This window comes from Streptomyces phaeolivaceus (assembly GCF_009184865.1).
GTDB classification, from domain to species: domain Bacteria; phylum Actinomycetota; class Actinomycetes; order Streptomycetales; family Streptomycetaceae; genus Streptomyces; species Streptomyces phaeolivaceus.
In genome coordinates, this window is sequence record NZ_CP045096.1 from 4,203,408 (window position 1) to 4,218,087 (window position 14,680).

13 protein-coding genes are annotated in these 14,680 nt (G+C 71.1%); 4 read left to right on the top strand and 9 right to left on the bottom strand.

Annotation, left to right across the window (positions count from 1 at the left end; genetic code table 11):
- Positions 1-125: 125 nt before the first annotated feature.
- The gene (locus tag F9278_RS19620; RefSeq protein WP_152169527.1) at positions 126-884 is read left to right on the top strand and encodes a DUF6227 family protein; all 759 of its coding nucleotides are present in this window, start codon (positions 126-128) and stop codon (positions 882-884) included.
- Between the two features lie 41 nt (positions 885-925).
- Here the strand turns inward: F9278_RS19620 and F9278_RS19625 are convergent, their stop codons facing one another.
- From F9278_RS19625 to F9278_RS19645, 5 genes are all read right to left on the bottom strand, one after another.
- The gene (locus tag F9278_RS19625) at positions 926-1,204 is read right to left on the bottom strand and encodes a hypothetical protein (protein WP_152169528.1); all 279 of its coding nucleotides are present in this window, start codon (positions 1,202-1,204) and stop codon (positions 926-928) included.
- A gap of 178 nt (positions 1,205-1,382) precedes the next feature.
- The gene (locus F9278_RS19630) at positions 1,383-3,551 is read right to left on the bottom strand and encodes a PTS fructose transporter subunit IIABC (RefSeq protein WP_152169529.1); all 2,169 of its coding nucleotides are present in this window, start codon (positions 3,549-3,551) and stop codon (positions 1,383-1,385) included.
- A gap of 268 nt (positions 3,552-3,819) precedes the next feature.
- Positions 3,820-4,767 carry a 1-phosphofructokinase gene (gene pfkB, locus F9278_RS19635; protein ID WP_152169530.1) on the bottom strand — a complete coding sequence of 316 codons (948 nt, stop codon included), beginning with the start codon at positions 4,765-4,767 and terminating at the stop codon, positions 3,820-3,822.
- Positions 4,764-5,612, bottom strand: coding sequence for a DeoR/GlpR family DNA-binding transcription regulator (locus F9278_RS19640; protein WP_226966816.1), 849 nt, complete (start codon positions 5,610-5,612; stop codon positions 4,764-4,766). Before F9278_RS19640 ends, pfkB begins: the two co-directional genes overlap by 4 nt.
- A 131-nt stretch (positions 5,613-5,743) precedes the next feature.
- Entirely contained in the window at positions 5,744-7,399 is a 1,656-nt protein-coding gene (locus F9278_RS19645) for an MFS transporter (protein WP_404818924.1), read from the bottom strand.
- A 61-nt stretch (positions 7,400-7,460) separates the two neighbouring features.
- Here F9278_RS19645 and F9278_RS19655 point away from each other — a divergent pair, with 61 nt between their 5' ends.
- A complete protein-coding gene (locus F9278_RS19655) occupies positions 7,461-8,438 on the top strand; it encodes a helix-turn-helix transcriptional regulator (RefSeq protein WP_152169533.1) in 978 nt (325 codons plus the stop codon).
- Positions 8,439-9,048: 610 nt separating this feature from the next.
- Here the strand turns inward: F9278_RS19655 and F9278_RS19665 are convergent.
- The gene (locus tag F9278_RS19665) at positions 9,049-10,044 is read right to left on the bottom strand and encodes a sigma-70 family RNA polymerase sigma factor (protein ID WP_152169534.1); all 996 of its coding nucleotides are present in this window, start codon (positions 10,042-10,044) and stop codon (positions 9,049-9,051) included.
- Positions 10,045-10,274: 230 nt separating this feature from the next.
- Between F9278_RS19665 and F9278_RS19670 the strand changes: the two genes are divergently transcribed.
- Positions 10,275-10,793 (top strand): GNAT family N-acetyltransferase, encoded by a 519-nt coding sequence (locus tag F9278_RS19670; RefSeq protein WP_152169535.1) that lies wholly within the window; start codon positions 10,275-10,277, stop codon positions 10,791-10,793.
- Positions 10,794-10,832: 39 nt separating this feature from the next.
- On the opposite strand, the gene F9278_RS19675 is transcribed toward F9278_RS19670, so the two are convergent.
- Entirely contained in the window at positions 10,833-11,180 is a 348-nt protein-coding gene (locus F9278_RS19675; RefSeq protein ID WP_152169536.1) for a DUF1330 domain-containing protein, read from the bottom strand.
- Between the two features lie 130 nt (positions 11,181-11,310).
- Positions 11,311-12,096: a dioxygenase family protein gene (locus F9278_RS19680; RefSeq protein WP_152169537.1), complete on the bottom strand. Its 786-nt coding sequence runs from the start codon at positions 12,094-12,096 to the stop codon at positions 11,311-11,313.
- Between the two features lie 199 nt (positions 12,097-12,295).
- Between F9278_RS19680 and F9278_RS19685 the strand changes: the two genes are divergently transcribed.
- Positions 12,296-12,802 (top strand): MarR family winged helix-turn-helix transcriptional regulator, encoded by a 507-nt coding sequence (locus F9278_RS19685; RefSeq protein WP_152169538.1) that lies wholly within the window; start codon positions 12,296-12,298, stop codon positions 12,800-12,802.
- A 184-nt stretch (positions 12,803-12,986) separates the two neighbouring features.
- Here F9278_RS19685 and F9278_RS19690 read toward each other — a convergent pair whose 3' ends face one another.
- Positions 12,987-14,528 (bottom strand): MFS transporter, encoded by a 1,542-nt coding sequence (locus F9278_RS19690; protein ID WP_193241551.1) that lies wholly within the window; start codon positions 14,526-14,528, stop codon positions 12,987-12,989.
- Positions 14,529-14,680 lie beyond the last annotated feature (152 nt).

A 14,680-nucleotide genomic window follows, 5' to 3' on the forward strand; every position in this document is an offset into this window, starting at 1 on the left:
GGGAACCAACCGCGCGGCTGCGGCGTTTTAGGGACGTACGTTTTCTCGGTTCCCGGACATGATGTCCGACCGAGGGGCTACGGTATGCACCCACAAGGTGACATGCAGCAACGCCGGGAGAAACCTTGAGCGTTCCGTACGAGACGGCAGCGTACGAGCCACCCGAGTCGCCCGAGTCTCCTGAGGAGCACCTCGCGCGACTCCTCGGTCGCGCCCTGAACTCCTTCGAGCTGCCCGACGAGACGATACGGCAGCTCGACTGCGCCCTCGCGCACGACAGCTCGCTGCACTCCGCGCACTACAGTTCGGGGCTGCACCGGGCGACGTACCGGCACACCTGGCTGCTCGCCGACGGTTCCGCGGTCACGCTGTGGGAGCTGGTGCACAACACGGTGCCCGGCAGTGACACCCAGCACGAGGTGTACACGGACGACGAGGAGCTGCGGGCCGCCACCGCGCGTCTGCCGATGCCGCCGGACACTCCCGAGTTCGAGCTGCCCGCGATCGTGGAGCTTGCGGCGTTCCCCGAGCCGCGCCACGAGTACGTGCCGGACGACTCGGCGGATCACGCCCGCAGGCTGCTGCGGCGGGCGGAGAACCCGGACCCGCCCGATGACGAGCTGGCGACGCTGCTACTGCGCACCGCGTTCGCGCATGAGATCACCCAGGCCTTCGGCCGGCCGCACCGCCCCGCGCGGCAGGGCCGGCCGGGCTTGAGTTTCTCGCTCTACGAGCACGCGTTCCTGCTCACGGACGGGCAGGAGATCTCGCTGTGGGAGGTCGAGCACACGGCGACGCCGGACGGCCGCCATATGTGCGAGGTGTATGTGTCGGAGGACGCGGCCCGGGACGCGATGGAGCGGCGGGCGGGGACGCTCGGTTAGCCGACCCGGCCGGTTGGCCGACCCGGTCCTCGGCGGGGTGCTCAGGCGAGGCGGTCGTCGCTGAACTGGCGGGCCAGGAACGCGAAGGCGTCCTGTTCCGCCGGGGTCAGCTCCACATGCTCCACATGGGGGCCCTTGCGGCGCTGGTGGGGCAGGCCCCGCAGCCGCTGTCCGCGTCTGCGGGCCAGTTCGGCGAAGCGGCCCCGGTGGACCTCGCGGTCCCGGCGCAGTACGCGGACGAGTACGGCGACCCAGATGACCGCCGCGAGGACGAGGGCGACCACGCCCAACGGCTGGAGGATCGACACGTGCTCAGGCATGCCGTCCAGTAGACACCACCGGATGGGACTTTGAGCCCGGACCGTGATGTATCTCGCAGGTACGGCTTACACGTCACACGGGTTGTAAAGGCGCCCAAAGGGGCGCACGGGGCGGAAACGCATACGGCCGCGGCCCCCTCAGGCGGGAGGGGGCCGCGGCCGTCGTACGGTCCCGGGTTCAGGCCGCGACCGGCTCCTTCGTCTTCGTCTCGGCGGCGGGAGCGGACTCCGGTGCCGTCTCGGGCTGGGTCTTGCGCATGCCCTTCAGGACGATGACCAGGCCCGCCGTGACGGCCGTGCCGATCGCGATGGCCAGCAGGTAGAGGAAGGGCTGGCCGATCAGCGGGGTGACCCAGATGCCGCCGTGCGGGGCGCGCAGGGTCGAGCCGAAGGCCATGGCCAGCGCTCCGGTGACCGCGCCGCCCGCCATGGAGGCCGGGATGACCCGCAGCGGGTCGGCGGCGGCGAACGGGATGGCGCCCTCGGAGATGAACGAGGCACCGAGCACCCAGGCCGCCTTGCCGTTCTCGCGTTCGGCGGTGGTGAACAGCTTCTTGCGGATCGTGGTGGCGAGGGCCATGCCCAGCGGCGGGACCATGCCGGCCGCCATGACCGCCGCCATGATCTTCATCGCGGAGTCGCTGGGGTCCTGCACGGCGATTCCGGCGGTGGCGAAGGCGTACGCGACCTTGTTGACGGGGCCGCCGAGGTCGAAGCACATCATCAGGCCGAGGAGGACGCCGAGCAGGATCGCGTTGGAGCCGGACAGGCCGCTCAGCCAGTCCGTCATGCCCTTCTGGGCCTCGGCGATGGGCTTGCCGATGACGATCAGCATCAGGAAGCCGACGATCATCGACGAGATCAGCGGGATGACGACCACCGGCATGATGCCGCGCAGCACCGGTGGGATCTTGATCCGCTGGATGGCGATGACGACGCCACCGGCGATCAGACCGGCGGCCAGACCGCCGAGGAAGCCGGCGTTGATGTTGGCGGCGATCATGCCGCCGACGAAGCCGGGGACGAGTCCGGGCCGGTCGGCCATGCCGTAGGCGATGTAACCGGCGAGGACGGGGATCAGGAAGCCGAAGGCGACGGCGCCGATCTGGAACATCAGGGCGGCCCAGCTGTCGACCTGGAGCCAGTCGAAGTGCTCGGTGACCGGCTTGGCCTGGTTGATCTCCCAGCCGCCGATCGCGAAGCCGAGGGCGATGAGGAGACCGCCCGCCGCGACGAAGGGGACCATGTAGCTCACGCCGGACATCAGCCACTTGCGCAGCTTGGTGCCGTAGCCGTCGCCGGAGTCGCCCGCGCGGTCGACGGGGGAGCCGCCGGGGCGGGCCGCCGTGATCTCGCCGCGCTCGGCCTTGCCCCGGACCTCGGCGATCAGTGCGGCGGGGCGGTTGATGCCCGCCTTCACACCGACGTCGACGGTGGGTTTTCCGGCGAACCGGTCCTTCTCCCGTACGGGGACGTCGTGGGCGAAGATCACGCCGTCGGCGGCGGCGATGACGGCCGGGTCGAGGCGGCTGAAGCCGGCCGAGCCCTGGGTCTCGACGACGATCTCGACGTCACCGGCGTCCCGGCCCGCGTTCTCCAGCGACTCGGCGGCCATATAGGTGTGCGCGATGCCGGTGGGGCAGGAGGTGACGGCGACGATACGGAAGGGGCGGCCGGCCTCGGCGGGGGCGGCGGCTTCCGGGGCTGCCTGAGCCGAAGCCGGGGCCGAAGCCGGGGCCGAAGCCGGGGCCGAAGCCGGGGCCGAAGCCGGGGCCGAAGCCGGGGCCGGGGCCGGGGCCGGGGCCGAAGCCGGGGCCGGGGTCGCCGGGGTGGTGTTGCCCGCGGCGGCGTCGGGGGAGGCCGTTCCGCCCGACGCCGCCGCGGAGTCTTCGGTGCCCTCGGCCGGGGCGTCGCCCCGGATGAGGGCGGCGGCGCGTGCCGCGTCGTCCACGGCGCGCAGGGCGTCCGTGAACTCGGCGTTCATCAGCTGGCGGGCGAGGGACGACAGGATCGTGAGGTGGGCGTCGTCCGCGCCGGCCGGGGCGGCGATCAGGAAGATCAGGTCGGCGGGGCCGTCGGGCGCGCCGAAGTCGACACCGGCCGCGCTGCGGCCGAAGGCGAGAGTCGGCTCGGTGACGTGCTCGCTGCGGCAGTGCGGGATGCCGATGCCGCCGTCGAGGCCGGTCGGCATCTGGGCCTCACGGGCGGCGACGTCGGCGAGGAAGCCGTCCAGGTCGGTGACCCGGCCCTTCGCCACCATGCGCTCGGCGAGGGCACGTGCCGCCGCTTCCTTCGTATCGGCGGACAGGTCGAGGTCGACCAGGTCCGCGGTGATCATCTCGCTCATCGCGGGCTCCTTCGCACGCGTATCGCCCGGAGGGTGTGCTGGGCGGGGGTGGGGACGGAAGTGTGGGGGGCACGGGCCACGGGGGCCGGCCAAGGGAGGGAAGAGAAGGGGAGGGAGAGGGGGGAGGAGAGGGAGAGGCGTGGGGCGGCGGGTAAGGGAAAACGAAGGTTCGTTCGCGGACCGCCACGGCCGCCGAGGCCAAGGCTCCCCAGGCGCCGAGCCCCCACCCCCCGGCCGCCAAAACGAACGTTCGCTCCCGGTCGCCCGCTCATGACACCGGCTCCCTCAGCACCCGGTCCACCGGCACCTCCGGTGTCACCGTCACCGCCGCCGGGTCCAGGTCTCGGGGGGTCGGCATGACGCTGCCCGGGAGCTGGACGGCGGCGGCGCCGTGGGCGACGGCGGAGGCGAGGGCCTCGGGGCCGTGGCCGCCGGCGATGAGGAAGCCGGCGAGGGAGGAGTCGCCGGCGCCGACGTTGCTGCGGACTGCGTCGACACGGGCCGTGCCGAACCAGGCGCCCGAGGCGTCGACGAGGAGCTGTCCGTCGGCGCCGAGGCTGGCCAGTACGGCGTCGGCGCCCATCTCGCGCAGTTCCTCCGCGGCCTTGACGGCGTCGCCGACCGTGGCGAGGGGGCGTCCCACGGCTTCGGCGAGTTCCTCGGCGTTGGGCTTGACGACGTCGGGGCGTTCGCGGAGTGCGGCGAGCAGGGCCGGGCCGGAGGTGTCGAGGGCGATACGGGTGCCGGCGGCGTGGGCGCGGGCGACGAGTTCGGCGTACCAGGACGGGGCGAGGCCGCGCGGGAGGCTGCCGCAGCAGGCGATCCAGGAGGCGTCTGCGGACTGGGCGCGGACGGTCTCCAGGAGGAGTTCCTGCTCGGCGGGCGAGAGTTCGGGGCCCGGTGCGTTGATCTTGGTGAGGACGCCGTCGGCCTCGGCGAGGGCGATGTTGGAGCGGGTCGCCCCGGCCACGGCCACCCGTGCGACCTCGATGCCCTGGGCGTCGAGCAGGTCCGCGACCAGTGCGCCCGGTGCTCCGCCGAGCGGCAGGACGGCCACGGTGCGGCGGCCGGCGGCGGCGACCGCGCGGGAGACATTGACGCCCTTGCCGCCCGGGTCCATGCGTTCGCCGGTGGCCCGGATGACCTCGCCGCGGTCGAGGGAGGGGACCTCGTAGGTGCGGTCGAGGGACGGGTTGGGGGTGACGGTGAGGATCATGAGCGGTCCTTCCGGCCGTCGGCACGGCCGTTGGTCCGGGCCGCGGCGGAGCCGTTGCCGGGCTCGTTGCCGGGCTCGTTGCCGGGGACGCGCAGTACTTCGGTGCCCTTGCGTTCGATGGCGAGGGCGTCTTCGGGGCTCAGCCCGCTGTCGGTGATCAGCAGGTCCACATCGCTCAGGTCGCCGAAGCGGGCGAAGTGTTCCTGGCCGTGCTTGGAGGAGTCGGCGAGCAGCACCACGCGTCGGGCGGCGGCCACCGCAGCCCGCTTGACGGCGGCCTCGGCGAGGTCGGGGGTGGTCAGTCCGTGGTCGACGGAGAAGCCGTTGGCCGCGACGAAGAGGACGTCGGCGCGGATCTCGCCGTAGGCCCTCAGCGCCCAGGCGTCGACGGCGGCGCGGGTGCGGTGGCGGACCCGGCCGCCGACCAGGTGGAGCTGGATGCCCGGGTGGTCGGCGAGGCGGGCCGCGATAGGGAGGCTGTGGGTGACCGCGGTGAGGGCGGCCTCCAGCGGGATGGCGGCGGCGAGGCGGGCGATCGTCGTACCGGCGTCGAGGACGGCCGTGCCGTCGTTCGGGAGTTCGGCGAGAGCGGCCTGGGCGATGCGGTCCTTCTCGTCGGCCGCGGTGCCCTCGCGTTCGGCGAGGTCGGGCTCGAAGTCCAGACGGCCGGCGGGGATCGCGCCGCCGTGCACCCGCTGGACGAGGCCGGCGCGGTCGAGGGCCTTCAGGTCGCGGCGGATGGTCTCCGCCGTGACCTGGAACTCCTCCGCCAGTGACACCACGTCCACCCGGCCGCCGTCACGGGCGAGCCGGAGGATCTCCTGCTGCCGCTCCGGTGCGTACATGTCCGTTCGCCTCCGACTGATGCCCGATTCTGTGGTTTCGATCGGAGGCTACGCCCGGATTTCCGGAATGTAAACAGTTTCGGGCAACACTCGGGCCGACTCGGACATGATCGGGCTTACGGCAACGGCGGTCAGGGGGCGGAGGTCGCCGACTCGTCGGTCTCCGTCGTGGGCCGTGCCGGCAGGGCGAACATCAGCAGGAAGATCGCGGTCAGGACCGCGGCCACCCAGCCGAGCGCGTACTCGAAGGCGTCGACGAAGGCGGGGCCGACGGCGGCCGGGGCGAGGTGGTCGTCCATGACGCCGAAGAAGACGACGGCGACCAGGCCGAGGCCGAGCGCGTTGCCCATCTGCTGGACCGTGCTGATCAGCCCGGACGCGGAACCGGCGTGCTCACGCGGCACCCCGGAGAGGATCGCGTCGGTCAGCGGGGCGACGATGAGCCCCATGCCCGCGCCCATCACCAGCAGCGGCAACGCCATCTGCCAGGGGGTGATGGCGAGGCCGTACCGCTCCGACTCCGCCAGGTACAGCAGCACCCCGGCCGCCATCAGCAGCGCGCCCGCCTGGAGGACCTTGCGGCCGAAGCGCGGGACGAGCTTCTGGACCGAGAGCCCGGCCGCGACCGAGACGGCGAGCGAGAACGGGATGCCGGTGAGACCGGCCTTGAGGACGCTCCAGCCGAGGCCGGTCTGGAGGTAGAGGGTCCAGACGAGGAAGAAGACACCGAGGGCGATCCCGAAGACGGTCTGCACGGCGATGCCCGCCGCGAAGCTCTTCACCCGGAACAGCGGCAGTTCGATCAGCGGTGACCCGTCGCGCGCGGTCTTGTGCCGCTCGTACGCCACCAGCGCCGCGAACACGGCGAGCGAACCCGGCATCGAGACGTACCCCCACAGCGGCCAGCCCGTCTCGTGGCCCCGGGTCAGCGGGTAGAGCAGCATCAGCAGTCCGGCGGTGACCAGGGCGACGCCGACGAGGTCCAGCTTCAGGGCGTGCGGGGCCTTCGACTCGGCGATGAAACGGCGGCCCAGGATCAGGCCCGCGACACCGACCGGGAGGTTGATCAGGAAGATCGCCCGCCATTCCAGGTCCAGCGGGTTCCACTCGATGAGCAGGGCGCCGAGCAGCGGGCCGGAGACCGCGCCGAGGCCGACGATCGCGCCGAACAGCCCGAACACCTTGCCGCGTTCGTGCGCGGGGAAGGTCGCGTGCACGATCGACAGCACCTGAGGCACCATCAGCGCGGCGGTCGCGCCCTGTGCGATCCGTGCCGCCACCAGCGTCTCCGGGTTCGCGGCGAGGCCGCAGAGCGCGGAGGCGAGGGTGAAGCCGCCGATGCCGATCAGGAAGATCCGCCTGCGGCCGTGGATGTCGCCGAGCCGGCCGCCGGTGACGAGGCCGGCGGCGAAGGCGAGGGCGTAGCCGGCGGTGATCCACTGGATCTGACTGAACGTGGCGTGCTCGCTTCGCTGGATGGAGGGGATGGCGATGTTGACGATGGTGACGTCGACGAGGTCCATGAAGGCGGCCGTCATGACGATGGCCAGGGCGATCCAGCGGCGTCGGTCCGTGTCGGGGGTCGTGTCGGGGGTCGTGTCGGGGGTCGTGTCGGGGGTCGTGTCGGGGGTCGTGTCGGCGAGTGCGCCGGGCAGTGCGTCGGGCAGTGCGTCGGGGCGTGGTGCGTCGAGCGCCGTCGGGGCTTCTGCCGGGGGGTCCGTGCGGGCTGTTTGTGGCTGGTCGCGCAGTTCCCCGCGCCCCTGACGGGCGCTCGTTGTCGAGGTCATGCGGTGAAACTAAGGGGCCGGTAGGTCAGATCGTGTCCTATTTCCGCGCGATGCTCGGGGCATGACTACTGACACCCCGGCGCGGCTCCTCCAGCTCCTCTCCCTCCTTCAGACGCCCCGTGAGTGGCCCGGTGGTGAACTCGCCGGGCGGCTCGGGGTCTCGCGGCGGACCGTGCGGCGGGACATCGACCGGCTGCGGGAGTTGGGGTATCCGGTGCGGGCGACATTGGGGGCCGAGGGCGGATATCGGCTGGTGGCGGGGAAGGCGATGCCGCCGCTGGTGCTGGACGACGAGGAGGCCGTGGCGATCGCGGTGGGGCTGCGGGCCGGCGCCGGGCACGCGGTGGACGGCGTGGACGAGGCGTCCGTACGGGCGCTCGCCAAGCTGGAGCAGGTGCTGCCGTCGCGGTTGCGCCACCGGGTCTCCACGCTGCAGGCCGCCACCACTCCCCTGACCAGCGGCGACGGGGCGACCGTCACGCCCGAGACGCTGACCGTGATGGCCTCGGCGGTGGCGGGTCGGGAGCGGCTGCGCTTCGCCTACCGTTCCGGCGACGGCACGGAGTCACGGCGCCACTGCGAGCCGTACCGACTCGTCTCGACCGGCCGCCGCTGGTATCTCGTCGCCTACGACCTCGAACGCGACGACTGGCGCACCTTCCGGGTCGACCGGGTCACGGAACCCTTCGCCACGGGTGCCCGGTTCACAGCGCGCGAGCTGCCGACGGGCAGTGCGGAGGAGTATCTGCGGCAGTCGATGTACCGGCGGCAGGAGACGTACACGTTCGATGTCACCTTCGCCGCGCCCGCCGAGTTCATCGCGGCCAGGCTCCCCGGCTGGTTCGGTACGCCCGAGCCGGTCGACGAGCACAGCTGCCGGCTGCGGGCCTCCGTCGGCGACTCCGTGGAGTGGCTGGCCGTACGGCTGGCCGTGGTCGACTGCGAGTTCACGGTGCATGAGCCGCCGGAACTGGTCGGTTTCGTACGGGAGTTGGGAGCGCGCCTGGCTCGGGCGGCAGGGGCCGAGAAGGACGGCTGAGAAGGACGGCCGAGAAGCCGCCGAAGGACCGGGCGAAGGACCGGGCGAAGGACCGGGCGAAGGACCGGGCGAAGGACCGGGCGAAGGACCGGGCGAAGGACCGGGCGAAGGACCGGGCGGAGGAGTGGGCGGAGGAGTGGGCGGAGGAGTGGTGAAGGGCCTTTGACGTGCGGGTTTGCTGGTCGTCGGGTGTTCGGTGGGGTTTGCCTCTGTGGCACAATCTGCCGTTCGGGTCGCCCCGGGGTTCAGGTCCGGGGCGACCCGTCGTACGTATGGAGCCGGGCTCCGGCGCCGGGGGGGGAGGCGCCGAAGCCCGGCTCTGGGAGAGTCCCGGCGCTGGGGGGAGAGCGTCGGGACTCGGCTTCGGACGACCGCGGTCACGGCCGTGCTCGTACTCGCGGTCATGGTCGTGGTCATGGCGGTCGAACTCGGGTCCCGGGCCTGGCGGCTCCGGGCCCGTGAGTCGTGGGCCCGGATGTCTTGTGCCCCGGGAACGGGGAGTTGAAGCGGCGTAGTACGGCCAAGTAGGGGCGTAGTACGGCCAAGCCCCGCGGCGGCCCCAGGGGTTGGGCCGTACGGGGCTCTGGTCCGTACCGGGCGGTGACCGGGGTCAGGCGACCGCGTCGAAGCCCGTGTCGCGGGCGAGCTTCTTCAGTTCGAGCAAGGCGTGCTTCTCGATCTGACGGATCCGCTCGCGGGTGAGCCCGTGCTCCTTGCCGACCTCGGTGAGGGTGCGCTCGCGGCCGTCCTCGATGCCGTACCGCATCTTGATGATGGACGCGGTGCGCTGGTCGAGGCGCCCGATCAGGCCGTCCAGCTCCTCGCTGCGCAGCAGGGTGAGCACGGACTGCTCGGGCGAGACCGCGGAGGTGTCCTCCAGCAGGTCTCCGAACTGGGTGTCGCCGTCGTCGTCCACCGACATGTTCAGCGAGACCGGGTCGCGGGCCCAGTCGAGGACGTCGACCACGCGGTCCGGGTTGGAGCCCAGCTCGGTGGCGATCTCCTGGGGCTCGGGGTCGCGCCCGTGCTCGCGGTTGAACTCGCGCTGCACACGGCGGATCCGGCCCAGCTCCTCGACCAGGTGGACGGGCAGCCGGATGGTGCGCGACTGGTCCGCGATCGAACGGGTGATGGCCTGACGGATCCACCAGGTGGCGTACGTCGAGAACTTGAAGCCCTTGCGGTAGTCGAACTTCTCGACCGCTCGGACCAGGCCGGCGTTGCCCTCCTGGATGAGGTCCAGCAGCGGCAGACCGCTGCGGGGGTAGCGCCGGGCCACGGCCACGACGAGCCGCAGGTTCGACCGTATGAAGATGTCCTTGGCCCGCTCGCTGTCGGCGACGAGGGCTTCGAGCTCTTCGCGGGTGGCGTCCGCCTTGGCCGCCTCCTCGCCGTCGAGGATCTGCTGCGCGAACACACCCGCCTCGATGATCTGGGACAGCTCGACTTCCTTGGCGGCGTCGAGCAGCGGCGTACGCGCGATCTCGTCGAGGTACATGCCGACCAGGTCGCGGTCGGCGATCTCGCCGCCAGAGGCGCGAACGCTGCGAGCCGCGTCGGTCCGTCCGGCGGACGAACGACGAGCGGCGACGGCACGGGTTGCCATGCGTGCTCCCTTGCGATGGTGGGCTGGCAGGGTGGTGTCTGGCTGTCTGGTCGTACGTATTCCTACGTTTCGTACGTATTCCTACGTGGGTCTTGACGTGGTCGCCCGGACACTCTTCCGAGTGCCCTGCTTCCGAAGGAAACAACGACTGGAATCAGGACAGAATTCCCAACCCGTCCCACTATTTTTCTGATCTTGCAGTACCCTGTGCCACCACAAGGGGAGGCGAGATGTCTGCGGAGTCCATAGAGGTGCAGGTCAGACCAGGAGTCGAGACCGACCTCGCCGCCCTCACCGACATCTACAACCACTACGTCCGTGAGACGCCGATCACATTCGATACCGCTGTCTTCACTACGGAGGAGCGCCGTCCTTGGCTGCTCTCCCACCCTGAAGACGGCCCGCATCGTCTGATGGTTGCCACGTCGCACGACTCACAGCGGATTCTTGGGTACGCCACGAGCAGCGCGTTTCGCGGAAAACCGGCGTACGACACCTCGGTGGAGGTGTCGGTGTACCTCGCCCCGGACGCGGGCGGCCGGGGCGTGGGCACGATGCTCTACAAGGCGCTGTTCGAGGCGCTCGCCGACGAGGACGTGCATCGCGCCTACGCCGGGATCGCCCAGCCGAACGAGGCGTCGACGCGGCTGCACGAGCGGTTCGGGTTCCGGTACGTCGGTACGTATCGGGAGGTCGGGCGGAAGTTCGGGCGGTACTGGGACGTGGCCTGGTACGAGAAGGGGCTGTGAGGGTCCGCCCGCCCTCCCCGCACGCCCCCGGCCCGGCGGTCACTCCGCCGTCAGGGACTCCCGCGTGGCCTTGGCGGTGGCTCGGGGGTCGTAGCCCTCGGGTACCCCTTCGACCAGGATGATGTCCCCCTCGATGTGCCGTGTCCGCAGCGGGGCGATCTCCTGGTACGCGGGCGAGTCCCACCAGCTCCGCGCCTCGGCGATGCCGGGGAAGCCGATCACCACGACGGCCCCGGGCCAGCTCCCCTCCTTCACCTCGTGCGGGGTGACACGGACGAGGAAGCGACCGCCGTACGGCTCGAAGGTGGCGGGGACGCGCTCGACGTACTCGGCGATGTCCGGGTGCGGGGCGGCGTCCTTGAGGTGGGCTATGGCGTAGGCGGGCATGGCGGTGTCCTTCCGGGTGCTCCGGCCGACGGGAGTCGGGGATGGCTACGCCGACGAGCCTGTCAGCGGCACGGGCCGGGGTCGATGACCTCTCGGGTAAGCGACCCCGGCAGGACACGGCAGGGCAGGGTCAGCCGAACTGCACCGACCGCTTCGCCAGGCCCAGCCAGAAGCCGTCGATCACGGACCTCTGGGCGTCCAGTTCACCGGCTGCCTCCGCCGCGCCCATCGTGACGAAGAGCGGGGCGAAGTGCTCGGTGCGGGGGTGGGCCAGCTGCCCGGCCGGGGACTTGTGGAGGAAGTCGAGGAGGCCGTCCCAGTCGCGGGATTCGAGGGCGCGGTGGCCCCAGTCGTCGAACTCGGTGGACCAGGTGGGCGTGCCGGCCTGGCGGAGCGCGGCGAGGTTGTGGGTGAAGAAGCCGGAGCCGATGATCAGCACGCCCTCGTCCCGGAGGGGGGCGAGCTTGCGGCCGACGTCCATCAGCTTCCGGGGGTCCAGGGTCGGCATGGAGATCTGGAGGACCGGGATGTCGGCGTCCGGGTACATCTCGACCAGGGGGACGTACGCGCCGTGGTCGAGGCCCCGGTCCGGGATGTCCTGGACGGGGGTGCCGGGGGCCTGGAGGAGCTTGCGGACCGAGGCCGCCAGCTCGGGGGCGCCCGGGGCGCCGTACTGGACGCGGTAGTAGTGCTCGGGGAAGCCCCAGAAGTCGTAGACCAGGGGGACGGGGTCTACCGCGCCGAGGGCGAGGGGGGCCTCCTCCCAGTGGGCGGAGACCATGAGGATCGCCTTGGGGCGGGGCAGGGTCGCGGACCAGGCGGCGAGCTCGCCGGGCCAGATCGGGTCGTCGGCGAGCGGCGGGGCCCCGTGACTCAGGTACAGGGCGGGCATGCGCTCGGCAGTGGCGGCGGACATAGGGGTGACTCCCTCAACACACGCGCGACCCACGACACACACGCCTCTCACGCGCCTCACACGCGTCGGCGGGCCCGGTGGTCGCTTCTGTCTCCTGAGACTCCTGCTAACTCCCCAGTAGTTGAAGTCTCAATATTTGTTGTTTCACCTTACATCTCTATAGTTCAAATTTCAAGAAGGAGCCTCGTACAGTGGTGGCATGACGACCGTATCCGCTGACGAAGAACCCCGCTGGCTCACCGATGAGGAACAGCGCACCTGGCTCGCCTATGTGCACGCCACATCCCTGCTCGAGGACCATCTCGACCGCCAGTTGCAGCGCGACGCGGGCATGCCTCACCTCTACTACCACCTGCTGGTGGTGCTGTCCGCGGCGCCGCAGCGGAGGCTGCGGATGACCGAGCTGGCCATGCGGACGAAGATCACGCGGTCGCGGCTGTCGCACGCCGTGGCCCGGCTGGAGAAGAACGGGTGGGTGCGGCGCGAGGACTGTCCGTCGGACAAGCGGGGGCAGTTCACTGTGCTCACGGACGGGGGCCACGAGATGCTCTCGAAGAGCGCGCCGGGGCATGTGGCGGCGGTGCGGCAGGCGTTGTTCGACCGGCTGTCGGCGGAACAGCAGAAGGCCCTCGGCGAGATCATGGGGATCGTCGCGGAGGGCTTGCAGCCGAGTGAGGCGGGGGCCGATCTGCCTTGGCTGCGGTAGGGGTGCGGCAGGGCCCGGTGCGTTCCGTTGCGGGGATGCGCGGGTCCGGTGGGGGCTGGTCGCGCCCACGCGGCGGAGCCGCATATCGACACAGTCCCGCGCCCCTGACGGCGGGGCGGGGGCGGAACAGGCGGCTTCGCCGCTGTTCCGCCCCCGCCCCGCCGTCATCCGTCGAGGTCGTCCCTCAGTGGGCGATCACCGGGACCTTGACCTCGTTCGCGGCGTCCTCGCCCTCGGCCGTGGTCGACGTCATGTCGGGCTTGCCCGTGGTGACGAGGGTGAAGGCGATGGCGGCGGAGGCCACCAGGATGGCCACGGCGAACCAGATGGCGTTGGTGTAGCCGTTGACCATGCCCTGGAGTTCGACCAGCTGGGCGGCCGGCTTCGAGGTGGCCGAGCCGATGTGCTCCTTGATGTAGGACGTGGTCGCGGAGGCCGCGATCGTGTTCAGCAGGGCCGTACCGATGGCACCGCCGACCTGCTGGGAGGTGTTGACCATGGCGGAGGCCACGCCCGCGTCACGCGGTTCGACACCGTGGGTCGCCAGGGACATCGCCGGCATGAACGCCGTACCCATACCGAGGCCGAGCAGCAGCTGGGCCGGCAGGAGCAGGGCGGCGTACGAGGAGTCGACCTCCATCTGGGTCAGCAGCAGCATGCCGAGGCCGGCGACCAGGAAGCCGGGGCCCATCAGCAGGCGCGGCGGGACCCGGGTCATGAGACGGGTGCCGATCTGGGTCGAGCCGATGATCATGCCCGCGATCATGGGCAGGAAGGCGAAACCGGTCTTGACCGGGGAGTACCCCTTCACGATCTGCAGGTAGTAGGTCAGGAAGAGGAACAGACCGAACATCGAGATGACCGCGAGACCGAGGGAGAGGTAGACGCCGCCGCGGTTGCGCTCGATGAGCACGCGCAGCGGCAGCAGCGGGGCCTTGACCTTGGACTCGACGACCACGAAGGCCGCGAGGAGCACCGCCGAGGCGATGAACAGGGTGATCGTCATCGAGTCGCCCCAGCCGTCGGACTCGGCCCGGGTGAAGCCGTAGACCAGGGAGACCAGGCCCAGGGTGGACAGGACCACGCCGGGGATGTCGAGCGGGGAGCGGTTGCGGCCGCCGGCCGGCTCACGGATGACGAAGTACGCGCCGACCGCCGCGATCACCGCGAACGGGATGTTGACGAAGAACGTCCAGCGCCAGTCCAGGTACTCGGTGAGGAAGCCGCCGAGGATCAGGCCCACGGCGCCGCCGCCACCGGCGATCGCGCCGTAGATGCCGAACGCCTTGGCGCGCTCCTTGGCGTCGGTGAACATCACGGCGAGGAGGGAGAGCGCGGCGGGCGCGAGCAGCGCGCCGAAGGCGCCCTGGAGCGCGCGGGCGCCCAGCATCATCGCCTCACCGGTGGCCGCGCCGCCCAGCGCGGAGGCGCCGGCGAAGCCGATCAGACCGGTGACGAAGGTGCGCTTGCGGCCCCAGATGTCGGAGATACGGCCGCCGAAGAGGAGCAGACCGCCGAAGGCCAGCGCGTACGCGGTGATGACCCACTGGCGGTTGCCGTCCGATATCCCCAGGTCCTGCTGGGCGGACGGGAGGGCGATGTTCACGATGGTCGCGTCGAGCACGACCATCAGCTGGGCGAGGGCGATGAAGACGAGCGCTTTCCAGCGGTTGGCGTGCGCGTTGTCGGTTTCTGACTTTTTGGGGGTGCCGGCTGTTTCGGACATGGGGGTACCCACTTCGGGACTTCGTGACGGAAAGATCGGTGAGGATCGGTGAGGATCGGTGAGGTTCGGTGTCGGGTGGTGAAAAAGGGCGTCGAGAGGTAGCGGCTTGTCGTCGTCGACAGCCTTCGGGTCAGCGGGCCAGGGCCGGTGGG

Coding starts and splice junctions, on each gene's coding strand:
- F9278_RS19625 (WP_152169528.1), bottom strand. CDS start 1,204: ATGCCTGAGCACGTGTCGATCCTCCAGCCGTTGGGCGTGGTCGCCCTC.
- F9278_RS19630 (WP_152169529.1), bottom strand. CDS start 3,551: ATGAGCGAGATGATCACCGCGGACCTGGTCGACCTCGACCTGTCCGCC.
- pfkB (WP_152169530.1), bottom strand. CDS start 4,767: ATGATCCTCACCGTCACCCCCAACCCGTCCCTCGACCGCACCTACGAG.
- F9278_RS19640 (WP_226966816.1), bottom strand. CDS start 5,612: ATGTACGCACCGGAGCGGCAGCAGGAGATCCTCCGGCTCGCCCGTGAC.
- F9278_RS19645 (WP_404818924.1), bottom strand. CDS start 7,399: ATGACCTCGACAACGAGCGCCCGTCAGGGGCGCGGGGAACTGCGCGAC.
- F9278_RS19655 (WP_152169533.1), top strand. CDS start 7,461: ATGACTACTGACACCCCGGCGCGGCTCCTCCAGCTCCTCTCCCTCCTT.
- F9278_RS19665 (WP_152169534.1), bottom strand. CDS start 10,044: ATGGCAACCCGTGCCGTCGCCGCTCGTCGTTCGTCCGCCGGACGGACC.
- F9278_RS19670 (WP_152169535.1), top strand. CDS start 10,275: ATGTCTGCGGAGTCCATAGAGGTGCAGGTCAGACCAGGAGTCGAGACC.
- F9278_RS19675 (WP_152169536.1), bottom strand. CDS start 11,180: ATGCCCGCCTACGCCATAGCCCACCTCAAGGACGCCGCCCCGCACCCG.
- F9278_RS19680 (WP_152169537.1), bottom strand. CDS start 12,096: ATGTCCGCCGCCACTGCCGAGCGCATGCCCGCCCTGTACCTGAGTCAC.
- F9278_RS19685 (WP_152169538.1), top strand. CDS start 12,296: ATGACGACCGTATCCGCTGACGAAGAACCCCGCTGGCTCACCGATGAG.
- F9278_RS19690 (WP_193241551.1), bottom strand. CDS start 14,528: ATGTCCGAAACAGCCGGCACCCCCAAAAAGTCAGAAACCGACAACGCG.